Genomic DNA, 19,657 nt, shown 5'->3' on the forward strand with positions numbered 1-19,657 from the left:
AGCGTCCGCGCTCACCCGCCGGGGCGCACCCCGTCCAGCACGGAGTCGACGATCTGCTCGGCGAGCCCCTCGGGGAGATCCTTCCCCTCGTGCAGGACCGTACGGGTGAGCATCGGCCCGGTGAAGAGCTCTCCGAGCAGGCCCAGGTCGATGTCGTCGCGCAGTTCGCCGCAGGCGACGCCGCGCCGCAGCACGCCGTGCAGGGTCTCGCGGCGCGACTTGATGACGCTGTCGTGGTACTGCTGCCACAGCTTCGGGTGGCTCTTGACGTGGCTCGTCATGGTGCGCAGGACGGCGGACTGGCGCTTGGCCATCCCCACCCGCCGGTACCACTCGAGGAGCGTGACGAGATCGTCCCGTACGGACTCGCCGCGCGGCGTGGCCGGAGGCTCCTCCAGCGCGTCGACGACGGCCAGCAGCAGTTCGTCCTTGCCGCCGGGCCAGCGCCGGTAGACGGTCGCCTTCCCGACTCCCGCGACCCGTGCGACACCCTCGATGGACAGGGCGTCGATGGACGTGCCCTCCTCCAGCAGCCGGAGCACTCCCTCGATGATGGCGCGCTCCGCCGCCTCGCTTCGCGGGCGGCCCCGCCGCACGGGCGCGGTGCCGGACGCCGGCGGCGTCGGATTCATCGTGGCACTCCTTCGGTCACGGGCTTCCGCCCGGTCCTTCGCGGGCTTCGGGCCGCTTCCGTCGCGGGCCGCGGCCGCGGTCGCGCTGCCGGGCCGGCGGACGCCGCCCGAGGCCACTTCTCAACTGCCGGCCGGGGCGCACGATTCTGTCACGGCCCGGCCCATCCGCCGCCTGACAACCGCTCGCGTTCCCGTCAACGCCCGGCGCCGACCGGCGTGTTGGTCTCGTCCTGCTCCGGCGGTCCGGCCTCGCCCGTCCGCGCCTGCGGTTTGCCCGGCAGCCAGAGGGCGACGACCAGCGCGCCCAGCAGCGCCACGGCGGCGGAGCCGAGCACCGTCACGTGCATCGCGTCGATGAAGGCGTCCTTGGCCGGGTCCACCAACTCCCGGCCCGCGGGTCCCAGTCGGGACGCCACGGCGAGCGTCCCCTCGATCGACTCGGCGGCGGCGTGCCGCGCGCCCTCCGGCAGCGGCAGCTGCGCCAGCCGGCCCTCGATGCCCTCCCGGTAGCGAGCAGAGAGCAGCGAACCGAGCACGGCCACGCCCATGGCGCCGCCGACCTGCCGGAAGGTGTTGTTGACCGCCGACCCCGATCCCGCCTTCTCACGCGGCAGCGACTGCATGATCGAGACCGTGGCGGGCGGCATGATGTGCGCCATCGCCGTGCCCTGGACGAAGAAGACCACCTCCAGCGCCCACACCGGCGTCGTACGGCCGAAGAACAGGAACGCCGCCATACCCGCCCCCACCAGCACCATCCCGGCGGCGCAGACGGTCTTCGCTCCGAAGCGGTCCACGACCAGCCGCGCACGCGGCGCGAAGACGATCTGCGCGAGGGCGAGCGGGGTCATCAGCAGCCCGGCCTCCAGCGCCGAGAAGCCGCGCACGCTCTGCATGTAGAAGACCGCGAAGAACGTCACGCCCATCAGCGCGAAGAAGACCAGGGCGATGGCGGCGACGGCCGCGGAGAACGCGGGGTTCCGGAAGTATGTGACGTCGATGGCGGGGTGGTCGCTGCGCCGCTCGTGGAAGACGAAGGCGGCCAGGACGGCCACTCCCCCGCCCATGGGCAACAGCACCTCGGGGTCGGTGAAGTCGGCGAGCTGGCCACCCTTGATGATCCCGTAGACCAGCAGCACCAGACCGGCGACGGACAGCAGCACGCCCAGCGGGTCCAGCCGCCCGGGCCGCGGGTCGCGGGAGTCGGGGACCACCAGCACCATCGCCGCGAGAGCCACGAGGACGATCGGCACGTTGACCAGGAAGACCGAGCCCCACCAGTAGTGCTCCAGCAGCACACCGCCCGTGACGGGGCCGACGGCGATGCCGAGCCCGACACCGCCCGCCCAGATGCCGATGGCCTTGGGCTGCTCGTCCCGTTCGAAGACGTTCATGAGGATGGCGAGAGTGGAGGGCATGACGAACGCGCCTCCGAAGCCCATCACGGCACGGAACGCGATGAGTTGGTCCGGCGAGGTGGCCATGGCGGCGAGGACGGAGCCCAGGCCGAAGACGACGAGCCCGAAGAGGAGCACCCGCCGCCGCCCCAGCCTGTCGCCCAGCAGGCCCGCCGTGAAGAGGAGCCCGGCGAAGACGAGCGTGTAGGAGTTGATCGCCCACTCCAACTCGCTCTGGCTCGCGCCGAGTCCGGTCGGCGATGGCTGGGCGATGGTCTTCATCGCCACGTTGAGGATCGAGTTGTCCAGGACGACTATCAGCAGGCTCAGCATCAGCACGCCGAGGATCACCCAGCGTCGGCGGTGCACGTTCTGGGGCACGGGGGAACTCATGACCGGGACTCTACCGCATTCCGATACGAGGCCGTCTCGTATCGGATAGGGGCGGCCCTCCCGCTCCCCCTCTCCATCGTTCTCTTCCTTCGGCCGACGGCGCGTGCCAGCATGGAGGGGTCTCCCCAGGCGAAGCCACAGGGGCCTCCCCAGGCGAACGCCTAGGGGACGTATCCGGGGACGCCGTCAGGGCGCCTCGAGACGACAAACACACAGGAGCGTTCAGCCATGTCTGATGCGCAGAAACAGGACGGGCCCTCCAAGAAGCAGCCCGCGGCCCTCTACGGCGGCGTACGCAACCGCCGCGTCACCGTCCGCGACCTCGGTTCCGCGAAGGACCGCGGCGAGCGATGGCCCATGCTCACCGCCTACGACGCCATGACGGCCTCCGTCTTCGACGAGGCGGGCATCCCCGTCCTGCTCGTCGGCGACTCCATGGGCAACTGCCACCTCGGCTACGAGACCACGGTGCCGGTGACCCTCGACGAGATGACCATGCTCACCGCCGCGGTCGTGCGGGGGACCGAACGGGCCCTGATCGTCGCGGACCTCCCCTTCGGCACGTACCAGGAAGGCCCCGTACAGGCGCTGCGCAGCGCCACCCGGCTCGTCAAGGAGGCGGGAGCCGGTGCGGTGAAGCTGGAGGGCGGCGAGCGGTCGGCGCACCAGATCGAGCTGATGGTGCAGTCCGGCATACCGGTCATGGCCCATGTCGGCCTCACCCCGCAGTCCGTGCACGCGATGGGCTACCGGGTGCAGGGCCGCGGCGAGGAGGCGGCGCAGCAGCTGCAGCGCGACGCCAAGTCGGTACAGGACGCAGGCGCGTTCGCGGTCGTGCTGGAAGCCGTTCCGGCCGGACTCGCCGCCGAGGTCACCCGCTCCCTGCACGTGCCGACCATCGGCATCGGCGCCGGCGCGGAGACCGACGCCCAGGTACTGGTGTGGACGGACATGGCGGGGATGACGGCCGGCCGCGTGCCGAGCTTCGTCAAGCAGTACGCACAGCTGCGCCGGACCCTCGGCGACGCGGCGAAGGAGTTCGCGCAGGACGTGATCGCGGGCGACTTCCCCGAGGAGCGGCACAGCTTCGCCTGACGGCCGGTTCGACGGCGCCGGTTCCGCGACGACGCCGGGTCCCCGGACACCGGGCCACCAGGCCGCCGGGCCCCGTCGGCGGCCGCATGCCGCGTGAGCCGGGCCGTCCCGTGCGTTTCCCGCGCCGGACGGCCCCGTTCACGGACGAGCGCGGGCCGGGGCCCGGGGACGTACGGCACGACGACGCGCCGGAGGTGCATTCCAGGACCTTCCGGTCGCCATCGGGACGAACTCCCGCAAGGCACGGGACCGTTGGCCCGCCCCGTCACGCTCCGGGTACGGTCTGACCCCATGACCAGCGTCTCCACCCACCCCGACCACCACCGCATCAGCCCGGTCTTCCTCGGGCTCGCCGCGGTCATGGGCGTCTCCGGCTGGGCGGTCTGGTCGGGGCTGGCCGAGGTGACGGGCGTGGCGGTCTTCTTCTTCGTCGTGTCGGGCTGGATCGTCTCGCTGTGCCTGCACGAATACGCACACGCCCACACGGCGCTGCGCAGCGGCGACACCTCGGTCGCCGCGAAGGGCTATCTCACGCTCAACCCGCTCAAGTACACGCACGCCCTGCTGAGCATCGTGCTGCCCGTCGTCTTCGTCGTCCTCGGCGGTATCGGACTGCCGGGCGGCGCCGTCTACATCGAACGCGGCCGCATTCGCGGCCGCTGGCGGCACAGCCTCATCTCGGCCGCGGGGCCCGCCACGAACGCCCTGTTCGCGGCCGTGCTGACGGCCCCGTTCTGGCTTGACGCGATGGGGCAGGTGCCGTTCGCGTTCCGCTACGCGCTCGCGTTCCTCGCGATGCTCCAGGTGACGGCGGCCATCCTCAACCTGCTGCCCGTACCGGGACTGGACGGCTACGGCGTGCTGGAGCCGTGGCTCTCGCCCGCGGCACGCCGGCAGGCGGAGCCCTTCGCGCCCTTCGGCCTGCTGATGGTCTTCGGCTTCCTGTGGGTCCCGGCCGTCAACGGTGTCTTCTGGGACGGGATAGGCCACGTCATGGGCGTGCTGAACGTCACGGACCTGGACGTGGGTTACGGCTACGACTACTTCCGCTTCTGGCAGGGCGAGCCCGAGCTCTCCGTCACTCCGCAGCCGTAGCCTCGCGGGCGGCCGACGCGCGGCGGGCCTTGCGCCCGTAGTACCAGGCCATGTTGGAGGCGAGGCCCGCCAGCAGCACCCATACGACGCCGAGCCAGCTGCCCTTGACGAACGAGAGCACCGCCGCGATCACGGCGAGCGCGCACAGGACGGTGGCGTAGCGGGCGATTCCCCGCGACGAGCGAGGGGAGACGGCGGGGGCGGACATGCGGGCGGCTCCAGTCGGACGGTGCGGCGGGGGACGGCGGTACGGAACGGGCGGTGCTGCCCGGCCGGTACCGAGCGTGCGGTGCGCCCGGCCGGCGCGCGGCCCCGGCGCGGGAATCAGGTGTTCGGTGCGCGGTGCGAGCGGCCGTGCCGTCCGGTGCCTGCCGGGCGCGGACCGACCGCTTCACCCATTCTCCCCCATTCCCCCGGCGGGCTTGTGCCCCCGTCCCCGGGCCGCACACGGCTCACATGTCGGTGAAGCGGATGCCCGCGTGCACCTTGTAACGCCGGTTGACGGAGATGAGGTTGGCCACGATCGACTCCACCTGGTGCGCGTTGCGCAGCCGCCCCGAGAAGACGCCCCGCATGCCCGGGATGCGGCCCGCGAGCGCCTGAACGACCGCGCAGTCCTCCCTGTCCTCGCCGAGCACCATCACGTCCGTGTCGATCTTCTCGACGGCGGCGTCCAGGAGCAGCACCGCGGAGAGGTGGTGGAACGCGGCGGTGACCCGGGAGTCCGGCAGCAGCGCCTCGGCCTGCTGAGCGGCGCTGCCCTCCTCGGGACGGATCGCGTAGGCGCCCTTCTTGTCGAAGCCGAGGGGGTTCACGCAGTCCACGACGAGCTTGCCGCGCAGCTCCTCGCGGAGCGCCTCCAGCGTCCGGGCGTGCCCGTCCCACGGCACGGCGACGATCACCACGTCCGAACGGCGCGCGCACTCCGCGTTCTCCGCGCCCTCCACGCCGGGGCCCAGTTCCTGCGCGGCCTGTTCGGCCCGCTCGGCGGCGCGCGATCCGATGACGACGCGCTGGCCCGCCTGCGCCAGCCGGTAGGCCAGGCCACGGCCCTGGTCGCCGGTGCCGCCGAGGACACCGACGGTGAGGTCCGAGACGTCCGGCAGGTCCCAGGGGTCCTTCCGGGGTGCGGGCGAAGAGGATGCGGATGCGGAGGAAGTCATACGGGGGATCCTGCCACCCGGCGCACCCGCCGCGCCTCACTCCCGGCCGTGAAGGTGATCACGTAGGCGACGCGCACGCGGAGCCCCGCGCGTCCGCCGGGCGTGCACCGGGCCCGGCGGCTCAGCGCGCGGACCCGGTGCCCGGCCGCGCGGAACCGTCCCGGCCGAGCGTCTCGCAGAGGTCCTCGTACGGGCCGCGCAGATCGAGGAGCGTGCGTGACGACGTCCCGCCCTCCTTCGTGATCTGCACGGACATCGAACCGCGGCTGATGATCCACCTGTTGTGCACCGGCCCGTCCGAGGTGTGGAAGCCCGCGCCCCAGTCGCCGCCGCTGAGGATGTACGAGTCGGCGCCGAGGTAGGTGATGGTGCCCGAGCCGGAGATGTCGCGGGTGACCTTCCGCCCGGTGGCGAGGTTCGTCACAACCATCACCAGCGGTCCGCTCTCCGTCGCGAAGACCGGCCGGTCCTTCCCGTCGTACCAGGTCCGCAACGTCAGGTCGTCGACCGGGAATTCGGCGTGCGCCGGGAACGGGCAGACCTCCCCCGCCGGGTGGTCGACCTCCTCCTGCACCGGATGCGTGACCACCGGCCCGCGCAGGCCCCCGGGGACCGGACCCCCCGAGCGGGCCACCGCCGCGGTCCGCTCCGCCGGCCGCTCCCCCACGGACGGAGGCGTCGCCGCGCTGCTCTCCGGTGCCGTGGTCGCCGTCAGGGCGCACGCCGCGAGCACCACCACGACGCTCCTGTGCAGCGGCCTCCGGCGCGGCGCTCCCCCGTTCGGCAGCCGCCCCGTGCGGGCCTCCGCCGCCTCGGGCCGGGGCCTCCCCGGCTCCCCCCGTCTCCGCGTCATCCCGGTCCCCTCCCGTGTGCCGACGGCCGGTCCCGTGTGCCGACGGCCGGCTCCCGCCGTCACTCCTGGCGGCGAGCAGCGCCGCGGGACCCACCGTGGCGCGCGGCCCGCGAGCCCCGGAAGACGATTCGGCGATGACCGAAGGGTCGGCGTCCGCCGCCGGCCACCGGCCCGCGCCGGGGTAACGCTGTGGGCAGTGCCGTCCGTTCGGCATCATGACCGGCACCACGCGACGCACGCTCCGTAAGGGGCCTCACACCTCGGGGGAGCCGCATGACGCTGCGCATCCACTTCACCCTGACCGACCTGACGCGCGTCCGCTTCGCGGGCCCCTCGAGTCCGCTCGCGACCACGGCCTTCAGCACCCTGCGGCTCGCGCACTCCCCCGGCTCACCCCAACTCGACCTGTGGCGGCGGGCGGTGCGGCCCCGGCTGGCGTGCGGGCCCACCCCGTTCACCGAGCTGCTGCCGACGGCGCCCGAGCATCCGCTGCCCGGCTTCCTGCGTCCGCAGCGCGGACTGCGCACGCTGGAGGAGGAGTTGGAGCGGCTGCTGGCGACTCCCCGCCAAGTGCTGCGTGCCGAACTCGACCACCTGGCCACCCGGCGGAGCCTGCCGCGCTGGACGCGCCGTCTCGCAGACGGCGACCGCGACACCGTCGCCCGGCTCGCCGCGTCCGTACGGGACTACCACCGTGCCGCGGTCGCCCCGTACTGGCCGGGCCTGGCTGCCGTGCTCTCGGCCGACCTGGCCGCGCGTACGCGGCGGCTGCGGGACGGCGGCATCGAGGAGGTGCTCAGCACGCTCCGCCCCGGGATGCGGTGGCGCCCGCGGGTGCTGGAGATCGCCATGCCGGGCGGGGAGTTCGACTACCACCTGGACGGGCGGGGGCTGCTGCTCGCGCCGTCCGCGTTCACCTCGTACGTGCCGTGCGACCCGGACGACGAACAGCCCACGCTGTACTACGAGGTGACCCGTGACCCGCTGCCCCGCCACCGCATGACCGGACCGCAGAACGGCCTCGCGGCGCTGCTCGGGCACAGCCGCGCAGCGGTGCTCCAGGTGATCGCCGACGACGTCTCCACGGGCGAACTGGCCCGCCGCACCGGCCTCTCGCCCGCCTCCGCGAGCGAGCACACCACGGTGCTGCGCGGCGTCGGCCTGGTGCGCACCGAGCGCCACGGCCGGGTCAGCCGCCACAGCCTCACGCCGCTGGGCGCGGAGCTGCTGCTGGAGTCCTCGGCTCCCGCCCCTCCGCCACCCGGGCGGGTGCCGGAGGAAGGGAACGTCAGGGAGCGTCCGGCCGGCCGGCCAGCTCACCGACGGGTATCCGCCTGAACGTCACCGTCGCGTAAGGGCTTTCGTCCCCCGTCTCGTAGAGCAGGCCGAGCGTGCCCTCGTCGACGCGCACGAGGTCCGAGTAGGCGGCGGGCCGGTCGTCCACCGTGTGCACGGCCCGCCAGTTCACGCCGCCGTCGGTGGACGCGCGCAGAGTCATGCCCCGCCGCTCCTCGGGGTGGCCCGGCGCGGAGAAGACCAGCACCTCCGGGTCGTACAGCTGCAGCACGCTCGCCTCGACCACCGGCGCGGTCAGCTGAGGCTGCGGGGCGAACGGGGCGAGCAGCCGCTCGCCGCCGTCGCCGGAGTGGGCGTCGGCGCGGTGCTCGGGGGCGATCGCTTCGGTGCGGGTGTTGAAGTAGAGGCGGCCGTCGGGGAGTTCGGCCGCCGTCGTCTCGTTGACGTTGACCCAGCCGTCGGGGTTGTCGTCGGTGTAACCGATGCGCCAGGTCTCGCCGCCGTCGTCGCTGAGCAGGTCGTGGCCGCCGTTGTAGCGCCCGTGAGTGCCGTCGTCCCCGCCCTCCGGCGGCAGCGAGTGGTTCGCCGGAACGACGAGGCGCCCCGCGTACGGGCTCCTCTCCAGCCGCAGGGCGTGGCCCGGTGTCGTCGCGTACCAGCGCCAGTGCGGCAGCTTCGCGGACGGGGTGATCTCGCGTGCCGCGGACCAGTTCACCCCGGAGTCCGTGCTCTGCTGCACCCACACGCGGCGGCCGTCCTCGGCCGTGACCTCACCGCGGCGGATGCGGGACTCGGTCGCGTCGGCGGCGTTGGTGACGAAGACCAGGACGATACGACCGCCCGTGAGGCAGCCCTCCCCCTCGCCCGCGGGGATCACGACGGGCGACGGGTTGCCCGCGGTGCCCGTCCCGTACGACGCGACGACGCTCAGTGCCCCCCAGCTTCGCCCGCCGTCGCCGGAGCGCCGGGCAACGATGTCGATGTGCCCGGTGTCGCTCGAGGAGTCCACCCGCCCCTCGGCGAACGCGAGCAGTGCGCCGTCGGGTGCACGGACGCACGCGGGAATGCGGAAGCTCGCATAGCCGTCGCTTCCCGAACTGAACGGCACGGAGGTCTCGTACGGCATGAGCGGCTCCCAACTTCCGGGCTCGGGAACGGAGTCGACTGATGCCCGAAAGTAAGCACGCAGCAACGGAGCGTCAATGAAACGGGAGATGAACAGCCGGGTGCGCGTCACAGGAGGGCGCATCCTCCCTCTCCCCAGAGCCTCCGGCCGGTGCCCCCAGCCACATCCGTACGGGTGACCACAGCCGAATCGCCCGTCGCACAGGGGCTGTTGAGGCATCATGCCGGGCAATGGATGCAGTACGAGTGGCACATCTGCGGGAAGTGCTCGCGGGGACGGAATGGGTGCAGTCCGCACGCCGGTTCGCCGCTTCGCTGCGCACGTCCGTCACCCCGCACCGCGGCGGTCTGCTGCTGGTCGGCACCGAGACGTACGAACCGTGGCACCTGGCGGCCCACCTCGACGACGAGGCCGCCTGGTCCGGGCAGCCCGAACTGTCCCCCACGCTCGTACGGCACCGCGTACCGCCCGCCGCTCCCGCGCATCTCTCCGCGGGACTGGGCCGGATCGAGGCGGCGGGGCGCAGGGAGACGGTCCTGGTGGTGTCCCCGGGCGAGCCGGGCGCGGAGCTGCTGCAACGCGTGCACGACGCACGCCGGGCGGGCGCCACGGTGCTGGCACTGGACGAGGGCGGCAGCGCAGGCGCCCTGACCGAACTCCAGGGCATCGCGCACGACGCGCTGAGCGCCGACGCCGCCGAGGTCGACATCGAGATGGTCCAGCATCTGGTGAGCGCGGCGGCCGGCGAGACCTTCCAGGGGCGGCGCGGCCCGAGCGGAGCTCCGGGGGTCCCGGCGGCCGGCTCGCGGCGCTCGTTCCGCGACCGCCTCTCCCGCATAGCGGAACAGCTCTCCGCGCCGCCGCCCACCCGCTGGTGAGGGCGGCCGCCTCCGCGGGGATCCGACAGCGGTCCCGGCGGCGGCCCCGGGCCCGGCAGCGGCCCGGCCACCGCAGCGCACCGGCCACCGGGACGGGCCGGCTCCCGCTGCCCGGCCGCTCTCCCCCGGCGCCCAATGCTCCCGCCGCCCGAACGACCGCCCGGGCATCTGGCGCTCCGGACCGGCACGGGGCAGGCTCGGACTGCCGGCCCCGCCGCGCCGTACCCGCCAGCGCAGGAGACAGATGCCCCCTCACCGCCGTCCCCGTGCGGCCCTCGCCATGGATCCCGCCGCTGCCCGCGCCGTCCTCCACGACGACGTGCTCGCGGAGCTCGCCGGACTGACCGCTCCGTCACCGCTCCCCGCCCTTCACGACCTCGGCGGCGACCGGGCACGGCAAGTGCTGCCCGCCACCGAGCTGCTGATCACGGGCTGGGGCTGCCCACCCCTCGACGAGGCCGTGCTGGCATCCGCCCCGCGCCTGCGCGCGGTGGCGCACACCGCCGGCAGCGTGCGCGGGCACATCACGGACGCATGCTGGGAGCGCGGCATCGAGGTCTCCTCGGCGGCCGCCGCCAACGCCCTCCCGGTCGCGGAGTACACGGTGGCGATGATCCTGCTCAGCGGCAAGCGCGTCCTGGAGACGGCCCGCGACTACGCCTCCGCGCGGGCACGCACGGACTGGCTGCACGACCGTCCCGGCATGGGCAACTACCGCCGCACCGTGGGAATCCTCAGCGCCTCCCTGATCGGCCGTCGCGTGATCGAGCTGCTGCGCCCCTACGACTTCCGGGTGCTGCTCCACGACCCGTTCGTCACGGACGAGGAGGCCGCCGCGCTCGGTGTGCGCCTCGTCCCCCTGGAGCGGCTCTTCGCCGAGTGCGACGTGGTAAGCGTCCACACGCCGCTGCTGCCCGGGACCCGCGGTCTGGTCGGAGGCCGGCTCATCGCCGCCATGCGGCAGGACGCCACCCTCGTCAACACCGCGCGCGGCGCCGTCCTCGACCAGGACGCGCTCACCGAGGCCGTGCAGGCCGGCCGCATCCGCGCGGTGCTGGACGTGACGGAGCCGGAGGTGCTGCCGCCCGAACACCCGCTGTGGGACTGCGAGAACGCCTTCATCACCCCGCACATCGCCGGTTCCCTGGGCAACGAGCTGCGCCGGCTGGCGGACCTCACCGTCTCCGAAGTCGCCCGCTGGGCCCGCGGCGAGGGCTTCGCCCACCCCGTACGACGCGAAAGGCTGGAGTTCCTCGCATGACCAGGACCGCTGCCGGCCGGAGGGCGGCCCCCCTCCGGCCCCTCTCCGGGCTTCCCTTCCGACTGCCGCCGGAGGACAGGGAGTCGAGCCCCTTCACCGGCTGGACCCGCGCCCACTGGGAAGCCACGGCCGACGGCCTGCTGAACGCCGCCCGGCGCTTCGCCACCCCGCGCGGCGCGATGCTCGACCTGCCGGGCCGCCCCTCCCGCACGGGTGTGCGCTCCGACGGGCTGGAGGGCTACGCCCGGACTCTCCTCGCCGCCGCCTTCCGCGTCGCCGGTGCGCGGGGCACCGACCCGCACGGCCTGCTGGAGCGGTACGCGGACGGACTGGCGGCGGGCACCCGCACACCCGGACGGGACGACGAGGAGTCTTGGCCGCGGATCCTCGACCACACCGTCTACGGCCAGCCGATGGTGGAGTCGGCGTCCGTCGCGCTGGGGCTGCGGCTGACCCGCGAGTGGCTGTGGGACCGTCTCGACGAGGCCGTGCAGGACCGTGCCGAGGAATGGCTGCGCGGCGCGCTGCGCCACGTGCCCGCACCCAACAACTGGTATCTCTTCCCTCTCACGGTGGCCGGGTTCCTGGAATCGGCGGGCCGGGGCGACGAGGAGACGCGTCGGGCGATCGGGCGCGGGCTGGAACTGCTGGACAGCTGGTACGCGGGCGAAGGCTGGTACTCGGACGGGGACGGCCGCGCCTTCGACCACTACAACGGCTGGGCGCTGCACCTGTATCCGCTGCTGCACGCCCATCTCGCGCAGGACTCCGCGGAGTCGGCCCGTCATGGTGTCCGGCTCCGCGCCCATCTCGACGGCTTCTCCCTGCTCTTCGACGGCAACGGCGCACCCCTCCACTTCGGCCGCTCCCTCACCTACCGCTTCGCCGCGAACGCGGCGGTCGCCCTCGGCGCGCTGACAGGGCACACACCCCTCTCCCCCGGCGTCTCCAGGCGGTTGCTGAGCGGGTCCGTTCGCTACTTCCTGGACCGGGGCGCGGTCAGCCGGGACGGCCTGCTGACGCTGGGCTGGCACGGCCCGCACGAGGCCACGGTCCAGGACTACTCCGGCCCCGCCTCCCCGTACTGGGCCTCCAAGGGCCTGCTGCCGCTGCTCGTACCCGAGGACGACCCGCTGTGGACCGCCCGCGAGGAGCCGGCCCCCAGCGAAGGCCCGGCCCGTGCGGTCGCACTGCCGTCGGCCGGACTGCTGATCCAGACGAGCGGCGACGGGCCGGTGCGGCTGCACAACCACGGCAGCGATCACGTGCCGCCGCACGAGGCAGAGGCCGCGCGGGCGGCCGACCCGCTGTACGCGCGGCTCGCCTACTCCACACGTACCGGCCCCACGGCCGCCGGCAACGTGCCCGACAACCACTTCGCCGTGGAAGTCCCGGGCCCGGACGGCACTCCGGTCCGCAGCTCCCGCGTACGCATCCACCCCATGGGCACCGCCGCGGCCGGGGACGGAACGTGGGGCTGGGCGGCGTCCTGGCACACACCGGTCTTCCCCTCCGGAGGCCCGATGGTGCCGGGCCTGCGCGTGCAGAGCCTCACGTACGCGCGGGGCGGCCTCGAACTGCGCGTGCACCGCGTGACGGGGGCCGCCCCGGGGACGCGCGTGCGGCTGACGGGCTGGGCGACGGGCCTGCCCGGTCACGAGGCGCACGCACCGTTCGAGGCGCACGGGCCGCACGAGACCGACCCGCAGGACCCCGCCGCGCACGCACCGCAAGCATCGCACTCGATGTACGGCCTGCACGGCTGGGACGGGAACGCTCCGGCCACGCTTCGCGCACCGCAGGGCACCGCGTTCACCCGGTGGGCCGTGGTACCGGCGCTCACGGGCGACGCCGAGGGCAGCGCCCTCTTCGCCGCCCTCGCCACACTCCCACCGGGCGACAGCTCCGGGCTCGGAGGGGACCCGGCCCCGCTCGACCGGGCCGCCGTGCTCGTCTCCGCCGACGACACCTCCGCGGCGATCCGCTGGAGCACCGACGGCTCCCTCACCCGCATCGCCTTCACGCCGCACTCCGCCGAGGTCACCACCTCCCCGGCCCCCTAGCCAGGTTCCTGCGGTCGTCGCGGGCGGCTGCGACACGGTCAGCGGCATCTTCCGTTCGACGATGTGGAACCAGAGCATCCCGGACGGGCTCCGCGGCCGGCTGGCCGGGATCGAGCTGCTGTCGTATTCGGTGGGCCCGCAGCTCGGGCAGGTTCGCTCAGGCGGTGTGGCGGCCCTGACCACCGTGCGGACGTCGGTGTGGACGGGCGGCGTGGACTGCGTCGCAGCCGTGGGCCTGCTGGCCCTGACGCTGCCCAGGCTGATGGCCTACGACTCCCGCACCGACCCGCGCGCCCGCCGCGTCCGGGAACAGCGGGCAGCCGCCGGACCGGCGGCGGAAGAGGCAGTGGCGGAAGAGGCAGTGGCGGAAGAGACGGCTCGGGACGGGGCCTGAATCCCCGCCCGCGTCCGCCCCGTGCGAGTCGTGGGCGGCATGTTCGTCAGCCGCCGCACCTCAGCCGTCCGAGGACCCGTTCCCGTCACGCCGGGGCACGTCCTCCCAGCCGGGGTCGTGGTCCCACGCCTCGTTCCGCTTGTGGACGGTCTCCATCGCGCGGGACGCCTCGGCGGGGGTCCCGTAGGGGCCCAGCCGGTTCTTGGCCGGGCACTCCGGGCCCTCCTCGACCTTGCCGTGCTTGATGCAGTAGTACCACTCGCCCGGTTGACCGGGCGCATTGCGCTTGAAGAGAGCCATAGGGTCATGCTCCCCCCTGAGCCCTGTACGTACCACAGATAGACTCGCGCACATGTCTGGCCAGTCATTGCTCTCTCCTGGTGAACTCTCGCCGCACCGCACCGTCCCCGCCTCGATCCCGCGCCCCGAGTACGTGGGCAAGGAGGCCCCCACCCCGTACTCCGGGCCCGAGGTCCAGGACAGCGAGACCATCGAGAAGATGCGCATCGCCGGCCGTATCGCCGCGAGGGCGATGGAGGAGGCCGCGCGGCACATCGCACCGGGCGTCACCACGGACAAGCTCGACGAGGTGGCGCACGCCTACATGTGCGACCACGGCGCCTACCCCTCGACCCTCGGGTACCGGCGGTTCCCCAAGTCGCTGTGCACGTCGGTCAACGAGGTCATCTGCCACGGCATCCCGGACTCCACCGTCCTGCGTGACGGCGACATCGTGAACCTCGACGTGACCGCCTTCATCGACGGCGTGCACGGCGACAACAACGCCACCTATCTGTGCGGAGACGTCGACGAGGAGTCGGCGCTGCTCGTCGAGCGCACCCGCGAAGCCCTCAACCGTGCGATCAAGGCCGTGCGCCCGGGCCGGCAGATCAACATCATCGGCCGCGTCATCGAGTCCTACGCCAAGCGCTTCGGCTACGGAGTGGTCCGCGACTTCACGGGCCACGGCATCAACACCTCGTTCCACTCCGGCCTGATCATCCCGCACTACGACGACGAGCGGGCGACGACCGTGATGAAGCCCGGGATGACCTTCACCATCGAGCCGATGCTGACGCTGGGCACGTACGAGTGGGACATGTGGGAGGACGGCTGGACGGTCGTCACCAAGGACCGCCGCCGCACGGCGCAGTTCGAGCACACCCTCGCGGTCACGGAGTCCGGCGCGGACATCCTCACGCTGCCCTGACCGGCCTGCCCGTCCGTACTGCCCTGACCGCCCCCCGACTGCTGCGCCGGCCTGCCCGACCACCCGGCGCGTCCCGGGGTTTTCCCGACAGGCCGTCGGTAAAGAATGCCGTCATGACCTCACCGCTGCCGGCGCATCTTCCCTTCTCCACCCTGATCCGTGACGCCACGAAGGCGCAGCACACCCGGGCGGAGAACTCGACGTTCATGAGCGACATGCTCAGCGGCAGGCTCGGGATGGAGGCGTACACGCGCTACACCGAGCAGCTGTGGTTCGTCTACCGGGCCCTGGAGGACGCGGCGGGCAGGCTCGACGGCGACCCCGTCGCCGGACCGTTCGTGCGGCGGGAGCTCTTCCGCATCCCCTCCCTCGAACGCGACCTCGACCATCTGCACGGCACGTCCGCGTGGCGGGGGACGGTCACTCCGCTCGCCGCGACGGAGAGCTACGCGAACCGCATCACCGAGGTCTCGCGGGACTGGCCGGGCGGCTACGTCGCCCACCACTACACCCGCTACCTCGGCGACCTCTCCGGCGGCCAGGTCGTACGCGGGAGCGCGGAGAAGAACTGGGGCTTCGCACGCAAAGGCGACGGGGTCCGGTTCTATGTCTTCGAGGACATCCCGAACCCCGCCGCCTTCAAGAGGGGGTACCGCGAACTGCTCGATTCGGTACCGGCCGACGACGAGGAGAAGTGGCGCATCGTCGGCGAGTGCGGGCGCGCTTTCACGCTCAACACGGCCGTCTTCGAGGAGCTCGCAGCTCCCGCTCCGACCGCCGGCTGAGCCACCGAGGCGGCACCGGCCGCTCAGCGGCGCGCCCGCAGCGTCAGCCCATGGCCTTCTGGGCCTTCGCGCTGTTGTTCAGCGCCGAGGGGCGCACGTCCTTGCACAGCTTCACGTGGCCGACCGTCTTGATGTAGCGGGCGCTGACCCAGTAGTTGCTGTTGCGCAGCTTGTACCAGAACGGGTTGTGGTCGATGACCTGGGCACGGACCTTGCAGTCGAGGCCGCGCTTGGCGTGGTAGGGGAGGACGTACTTCACCGAGGAGTCCGTGCTCGGGTACTGACGCACGTTCAGGCCCGAGTGCGCGGTGACGATGCCGTACGGCTTCTTCGGCCAGGCGGCGGTCTCGGCGGAGGGCGACGCCTGGGCGACGCTCGCCCCGAGGAGCGAGCCGCCCAGGAGGAGAGCGGAGGCCGTGGCGGCGATCCGTACACGACGAGCAGTAGTGGCAGCCATTCAGCTGCCTCCTTTCCGTAAGCCGTGAGCGGGTGGGGCTCCCCGGACGCGCGCGAAGACGCGTACCGCGCGGACGACCACGCCGGATCACGGGACTACTGGGACGTTCTGCCCGATTTTATGCAGCTCTGTGGTGGTCTATTAGGTCTCACACGCGCGACAGACAGCTTCTGTTCACCAGTGCGGACCGGAGGCACCGCACGCCGGCCGGCCTCCGGGAGCGGCTCGCGAACCCCGCTGCGTCCCGGCCGGTGACCGGGTGCGGTACGGAACCTCCCTGGAGGCTCCACCAGGCCCCCCTGAGATCCACGGCGAGGGCCGCGCATGATTGCATACGGGCGCCCGGTTCGGTGAGACGTACGCCTTGGGCGGGGCGATAAGGTGCTATACCGCAAGCGGGGCGGGGAGGACACGGAAATGAATGCGCGGCAAGCGCGGCGGACGAGGCTGCTCGGAGCGGCGACGGCCACGGTGGCGCTGTCGGTGGCGCTGTCGGGATGCGTGACGGTGCACGGCGAGACGGCCGTGATCCCGGCGGTCTCCAAGACCGACGCGAGAAAGGTCCTCAAGGAGTTCAACACCACCAGCAACAAGGCCAACTCCTCCCACGACCCGGGGCTGAACTCCACCATCGAGACGGGCGCACTCGGCGCGATAGACGGGGCGGGGCTCAAGTCGCGCAAGAAGCTGGCGCCGAAGGGCAACCCGGGCTACAAGCCGCTGAGGCTCTCCGACCCCCGCTTCCTGATTCCCAAGCAGGCGGGCTGGCCGAAGTTCTTCGTCGCCGACACGCGCAGCAACCGTACGGCGGACGGTCGTTGGTTCCTGGTCTTCCAGCGCGACGACGCCAAGTCGGATTGGCGGGCCTCGTATCTGGCGGTCCTTCAGGACTCGGAGATCCCCGAGTTCGTCACCGGCAAGGGCGGCTACGTGAAGCCGGTGCCCGGGGGTCCCCGCTCGCAACTCACCGTCGCACCGGACCGGATGAGCGACTCGTACGTCAGCTACCTCCGCGAGGGCACCGGCGACTTCGCACCGGGCGAGCACACCAGCAAGCGGCGCGAGCAGCGCGAGGGGTCTGCCAACCGGCCCGGAAAACGTACCGAGTTCGCGGACGTGCCGGCCAAGGCGCCGCAGTATGCGGCGTTCGGGCTGCGGACCGAGGACGGCGGGGCACTGGTCTTCTTCAGTTCGCAGCACCACACGAAGGAGACCTACGCGAAGGGCTACAAGCCCCCCGTGAAGGACCCGTTGGTGAAGGCGCTGATGACCGGCACGCCCCGTCAGTCGGTGACGTATGTGCGGGTCTCCGAACAGGCCGTCAAGGTGCCCGCGAGGAAGGACGGCGGGGAGGTCGAGTTCCTCAACCGGATCGACGGACTCACCGCCGTGAAGGGCGAGTAGCCGCCTCGCGGCATCCAGGCCGTCAACGCGTCCTGCCCCCGCCGAAGAGGCCCCCGGGAGACCGTGAGATGCCCTGCGGGCCGTGAACTGCCCTGCTTCCGCTGTCCGTTCGCGCCCGCCTTGCAGGGAGCCGAGCCGGGGTCGTGCCGGCGGCCGAGCGGTCCCACCCGCCACTGCCGGCGCGGGGCCTCAGCGCGACGGCCAGGCCACCGTGTCCTCGCCGGCGTGCGCCGCGCACGCGTCGGTGAGCGCCTCCAGCAGCATCAGCGGTTCGGGCAGCAATTCCGCGCCGCCGGCCGTCTCCGGCGGACGCACCCAGCGCACCTCCGCCTTCTGCCCCGTTCCGGGCAGGGTCGCGGGAGGGACGAGCACGTAGCTGCCCCGGCAGTGCCAGCGCAGGCCCGGATGCTCGTCCATCGTCTCGGGGTGGCAGTCCAGTTCGCACGGCCACCACTCGTCCTCGTCCTCGGGAGTGCCGCGCGTCGCGGTGAAGAAGAGCATCCGCTCACCGCCGGAAAGAGCCACCGGACCGAGCGGCACGCCCTCCGACTCCAGCCGTTCCAGCGCGGCCCGTCCGGCCGCGGCGGGCACGTCCAGCACGTCGTGGTCACGCCCCGTCGCGGCGACGAAGTTCGCCAGCGGCTGGCTCAGCGCCCACCGCTCGATCTGTGCGGCGTCGGTGGTGGCCTGCGTCTGCCAGCCGAACGACAGCGGGTGGCGGCCCGGGGTGGGACAGCCGATGCGTACGCAGGAACAGCCGTACCCCGAGGGGTGGGCGGCGGGCGCGAGGGGGAAGCCCGCCGCGGCGGCGGTCAGCAGCAGTTCCGTACGGGCGCGGGCGGCGTCGGCCTGTGCGACGGCGCTCCTGGACCTGGCCGTCCTCGCCCTGGGGCCGCTCCGCGCGAAGTGGCGCAGCCACCGGTCGAACCTGCTCTCGCGTTCCATCTACCGCCTCGCTCCGCAACTCCGCGACCACAACCGTGGATCTCCGAGGGTACGCAGCACCGGGCACGCTCCGGGCCGAATCCCCGGATCGTGGCTGACCCGTCGTCATCCGGCGCGTCCGCCGCCCGTCCGCACGTCCGCGCCGGTCCGGGTGCCTGCGCGGCCGCGGAACACCCGTCTGCCACACAACAGGCTCTCCGGGCGGCATGTTCCCGGGGGCGCGCTTAGGTTGAGGTCCATGGTCATGATCATGGTCAGGGCCGTCCGGGCAGTCCGAGCCATCCGGGTCCGGGGCGTCCTCTTTCCGCTCCTCGTCCTCGTACCCGTGGCACTCACGCCGGGCTGCGCCCCCGCGCCCGCGCCCATGCGCGCCCGAGGGCCCGAGGGACCTCGCGCCGCCGGTCTGCCCGGCACGGTCCACGCCGCCCACCGCGGCGGCGCCCTGGAAGTGCCGGAGAACAGCATGGCCGGGCTGACGGCCGCCTACCGCCGAAGGTCCGCCGACGTGCTCGACGTGGACGTGCGCACGCTCCGCGACGGAACCCTCGTCGCTATGCACGACCGCACGCTGGACCGCACCACCGACCACAACGGACCCGTCTCCGCGCTGACGCTGCGCCAGTGGCGGCACGTACGGCTGCGTCCGGACGGTGGGCTGCCCGGCACCTGGCCCCCGGAGCACCCGCCGACGGCGGCCGCCGTCCTCGACCGTTTCGGCGGTCGCATCGTGCTGAACGTCGAACTCAAGGACAGCGGCGGCCTGAAGCGGCTGGCGGGGCTGCTCCGCAAGCGGGGCCTGATCCACTCGGTCTACGTGCAGACCAACGAGCTGTCACCCGCCGTGCGGGCCCACCGCATGGGACTTCTGACGTCGGTGTGGAGGTCGGTGAAGCAGGCGCGTACCGACCGTCCGGAGAAGTGGCGGGGCGTGGTCGACATGCTCAGCGTCGACCACCGCGCACGCGCCTCCGACATCCGCAGGGCCGCCGCCTCTGGCATTCCGCGCGTGTGGGCGCACACCATCCGCACGCCGGCCGCCCGCGACCGGGTCCTGCGGCTGGGATGCGACGGAGTGATGACGGACGCGCCGGGACTGCTTGCCCGCACACCACAGCGGGACAAGACGGGCGGCGCGCACGACCGGTGAGCGAACATTCCGTTCACCATTCCGTTCACAACGCGGCGAAGAACTTCCCGACGGCGCACCATG

At 72.7% G+C, this 19,657-nt stretch carries 19 protein-coding genes and 1 pseudogene; 11 read left to right on the forward strand and 9 right to left on the reverse strand.

What is annotated here, in order from left to right; all coding sequences use genetic code 11:
* Nucleotides 1-11 precede the first annotated feature (11 nt).
* Together EV375_RS06575 and EV375_RS06580 are read right to left on the reverse strand one after the other, a co-directional pair.
* Nucleotides 12-632, reverse strand: coding sequence for a TetR/AcrR family transcriptional regulator (locus tag EV375_RS06575; RefSeq protein ID WP_130298612.1), 621 nt, complete (start codon nt 630-632; stop codon nt 12-14).
* A gap of 194 nt (nt 633-826) precedes the next feature.
* A complete protein-coding gene (locus EV375_RS06580; protein ID WP_130298613.1) occupies nt 827-2,422 on the reverse strand; it encodes an MFS transporter in 1,596 nt (531 codons plus the stop codon).
* A 228-nt stretch (nt 2,423-2,650) separates the two neighbouring features.
* On the opposite strand from EV375_RS06580, the gene panB reads away from it, so the two are divergent.
* Together panB and EV375_RS06590 are read left to right on the forward strand one after the other, a co-directional pair.
* The gene (gene panB / locus EV375_RS06585) at nt 2,651-3,517 is read left to right on the forward strand and encodes a 3-methyl-2-oxobutanoate hydroxymethyltransferase (RefSeq protein ID WP_130298614.1); all 867 of its coding nucleotides are present in this window, start codon (nt 2,651-2,653) and stop codon (nt 3,515-3,517) included.
* 291 nt (nt 3,518-3,808) lie between these two features.
* The gene (locus EV375_RS06590; RefSeq protein WP_130298615.1) at nt 3,809-4,612 is read left to right on the forward strand and encodes a site-2 protease family protein; all 804 of its coding nucleotides are present in this window, start codon (nt 3,809-3,811) and stop codon (nt 4,610-4,612) included.
* Here EV375_RS06590 and EV375_RS06595 read toward each other — a convergent pair.
* The 3 genes from EV375_RS06595 to EV375_RS06605 all read right to left on the reverse strand — a co-directional run bounded on the left by EV375_RS06595 (nt 4,596) and on the right by EV375_RS06605 (nt 6,628).
* Entirely contained in the window at nt 4,596-4,820 is a 225-nt protein-coding gene (locus EV375_RS06595) for a hypothetical protein (protein ID WP_055488564.1), read from the reverse strand. The genes EV375_RS06590 and EV375_RS06595 overlap by 17 nt on opposite strands.
* Before the next feature lie 244 nt (nt 4,821-5,064).
* Nucleotides 5,065-5,775, reverse strand: coding sequence for an NADPH-dependent F420 reductase (gene npdG / locus EV375_RS06600; protein WP_130298616.1), 711 nt, complete (start codon nt 5,773-5,775; stop codon nt 5,065-5,067).
* A gap of 121 nt (nt 5,776-5,896) precedes the next feature.
* Complete coding sequence (locus EV375_RS06605) at nt 5,897-6,628, reverse strand: hypothetical protein (protein WP_130298617.1); 732 nt, start codon at nt 6,626-6,628, stop codon at nt 5,897-5,899.
* Between the two features lie 273 nt (nt 6,629-6,901).
* Here EV375_RS06605 and EV375_RS06610 point away from each other — a divergent pair, with 273 nt between their 5' ends.
* Nucleotides 6,902-7,966 carry a winged helix-turn-helix domain-containing protein gene (locus EV375_RS06610; protein WP_130298618.1) on the forward strand — a complete coding sequence of 355 codons (1,065 nt, stop codon included), beginning with the start codon at nt 6,902-6,904 and terminating at the stop codon, nt 7,964-7,966.
* Here the strand turns inward: EV375_RS06610 and EV375_RS06615 are convergent.
* Nucleotides 7,917-9,050, reverse strand: a complete 1,134-nt coding sequence (locus tag EV375_RS06615) for a sialidase family protein (RefSeq protein WP_130298619.1) — start codon at nt 9,048-9,050, stop codon at nt 7,917-7,919. The genes EV375_RS06610 and EV375_RS06615 overlap by 50 nt on opposite strands.
* A 230-nt stretch (nt 9,051-9,280) precedes the next feature.
* Between EV375_RS06615 and EV375_RS06620 the strand changes: the two genes are divergently transcribed.
* The 4 genes and pseudogenes from EV375_RS06620 to EV375_RS06635 all read left to right on the forward strand — a co-directional run.
* Nucleotides 9,281-9,928 carry a hypothetical protein gene (locus EV375_RS06620; protein WP_130298620.1) on the forward strand — a complete coding sequence of 216 codons (648 nt, stop codon included), beginning with the start codon at nt 9,281-9,283 and terminating at the stop codon, nt 9,926-9,928.
* 244 nt (nt 9,929-10,172) lie between these two features.
* Nucleotides 10,173-11,189: a hydroxyacid dehydrogenase gene (locus EV375_RS06625; RefSeq protein WP_130298621.1), complete on the forward strand. Its 1,017-nt coding sequence runs from the start codon at nt 10,173-10,175 to the stop codon at nt 11,187-11,189.
* Nucleotides 11,186-13,252, forward strand: coding sequence for a DUF2264 domain-containing protein (locus EV375_RS06630; protein WP_130298622.1), 2,067 nt, complete (start codon nt 11,186-11,188; stop codon nt 13,250-13,252). Before EV375_RS06625 ends, EV375_RS06630 begins: the two co-directional genes overlap by 4 nt.
* Before the next feature lie 16 nt (nt 13,253-13,268).
* Nucleotides 13,269-13,646, forward strand: a pseudogene (locus EV375_RS06635) (hypothetical protein); the annotation flags it as partial.
* 60 nt (nt 13,647-13,706) lie between these two features.
* On the opposite strand, the gene EV375_RS06640 reads toward EV375_RS06635, so the two are convergent.
* Nucleotides 13,707-13,946, reverse strand: a complete 240-nt coding sequence (locus EV375_RS06640) for a hypothetical protein (protein WP_130298623.1) — start codon at nt 13,944-13,946, stop codon at nt 13,707-13,709.
* 52 nt (nt 13,947-13,998) lie between these two features.
* Between EV375_RS06640 and map the strand changes: the two genes are divergently transcribed.
* Entirely contained in the window at nt 13,999-14,856 is an 858-nt protein-coding gene (gene map / locus EV375_RS06645; RefSeq protein ID WP_130298624.1) for a type I methionyl aminopeptidase, read from the forward strand.
* A gap of 113 nt (nt 14,857-14,969) precedes the next feature.
* On the forward strand, nt 14,970-15,641 hold the full coding sequence (locus EV375_RS06650; protein ID WP_130298625.1) for a biliverdin-producing heme oxygenase: 672 nt from the start codon (nt 14,970-14,972) through the stop codon (nt 15,639-15,641).
* A gap of 43 nt (nt 15,642-15,684) precedes the next feature.
* On the opposite strand, the gene EV375_RS06655 is transcribed toward EV375_RS06650, so the two are convergent.
* Nucleotides 15,685-16,098: an SH3 domain-containing protein gene (locus tag EV375_RS06655; RefSeq protein ID WP_130298626.1), complete on the reverse strand. Its 414-nt coding sequence runs from the start codon at nt 16,096-16,098 to the stop codon at nt 15,685-15,687.
* Between the two features lie 417 nt (nt 16,099-16,515).
* Between EV375_RS06655 and EV375_RS06660 the strand changes: the two genes are divergently transcribed.
* Nucleotides 16,516-17,502: an SCO2278 family lipoprotein gene (locus EV375_RS06660; RefSeq protein ID WP_130298627.1), complete on the forward strand. Its 987-nt coding sequence runs from the start codon at nt 16,516-16,518 to the stop codon at nt 17,500-17,502.
* A 189-nt stretch (nt 17,503-17,691) separates the two neighbouring features.
* On the opposite strand, the gene EV375_RS06665 is transcribed toward EV375_RS06660, so the two are convergent.
* The gene (locus EV375_RS06665) at nt 17,692-18,447 is read right to left on the reverse strand and encodes a bifunctional DNA primase/polymerase (protein WP_130298628.1); all 756 of its coding nucleotides are present in this window, start codon (nt 18,445-18,447) and stop codon (nt 17,692-17,694) included.
* A 238-nt stretch (nt 18,448-18,685) separates the two neighbouring features.
* On the opposite strand from EV375_RS06665, the gene EV375_RS06670 reads away from it, so the two are divergent.
* Nucleotides 18,686-19,594 (forward strand): glycerophosphodiester phosphodiesterase family protein, encoded by a 909-nt coding sequence (locus tag EV375_RS06670; RefSeq protein WP_130298629.1) that lies wholly within the window; start codon nt 18,686-18,688, stop codon nt 19,592-19,594.
* Nucleotides 19,595-19,657: the final 63 nt, after the last annotated feature.

It is taken from the genome of Streptomyces sp. CNZ301, assembly GCF_004217425.1.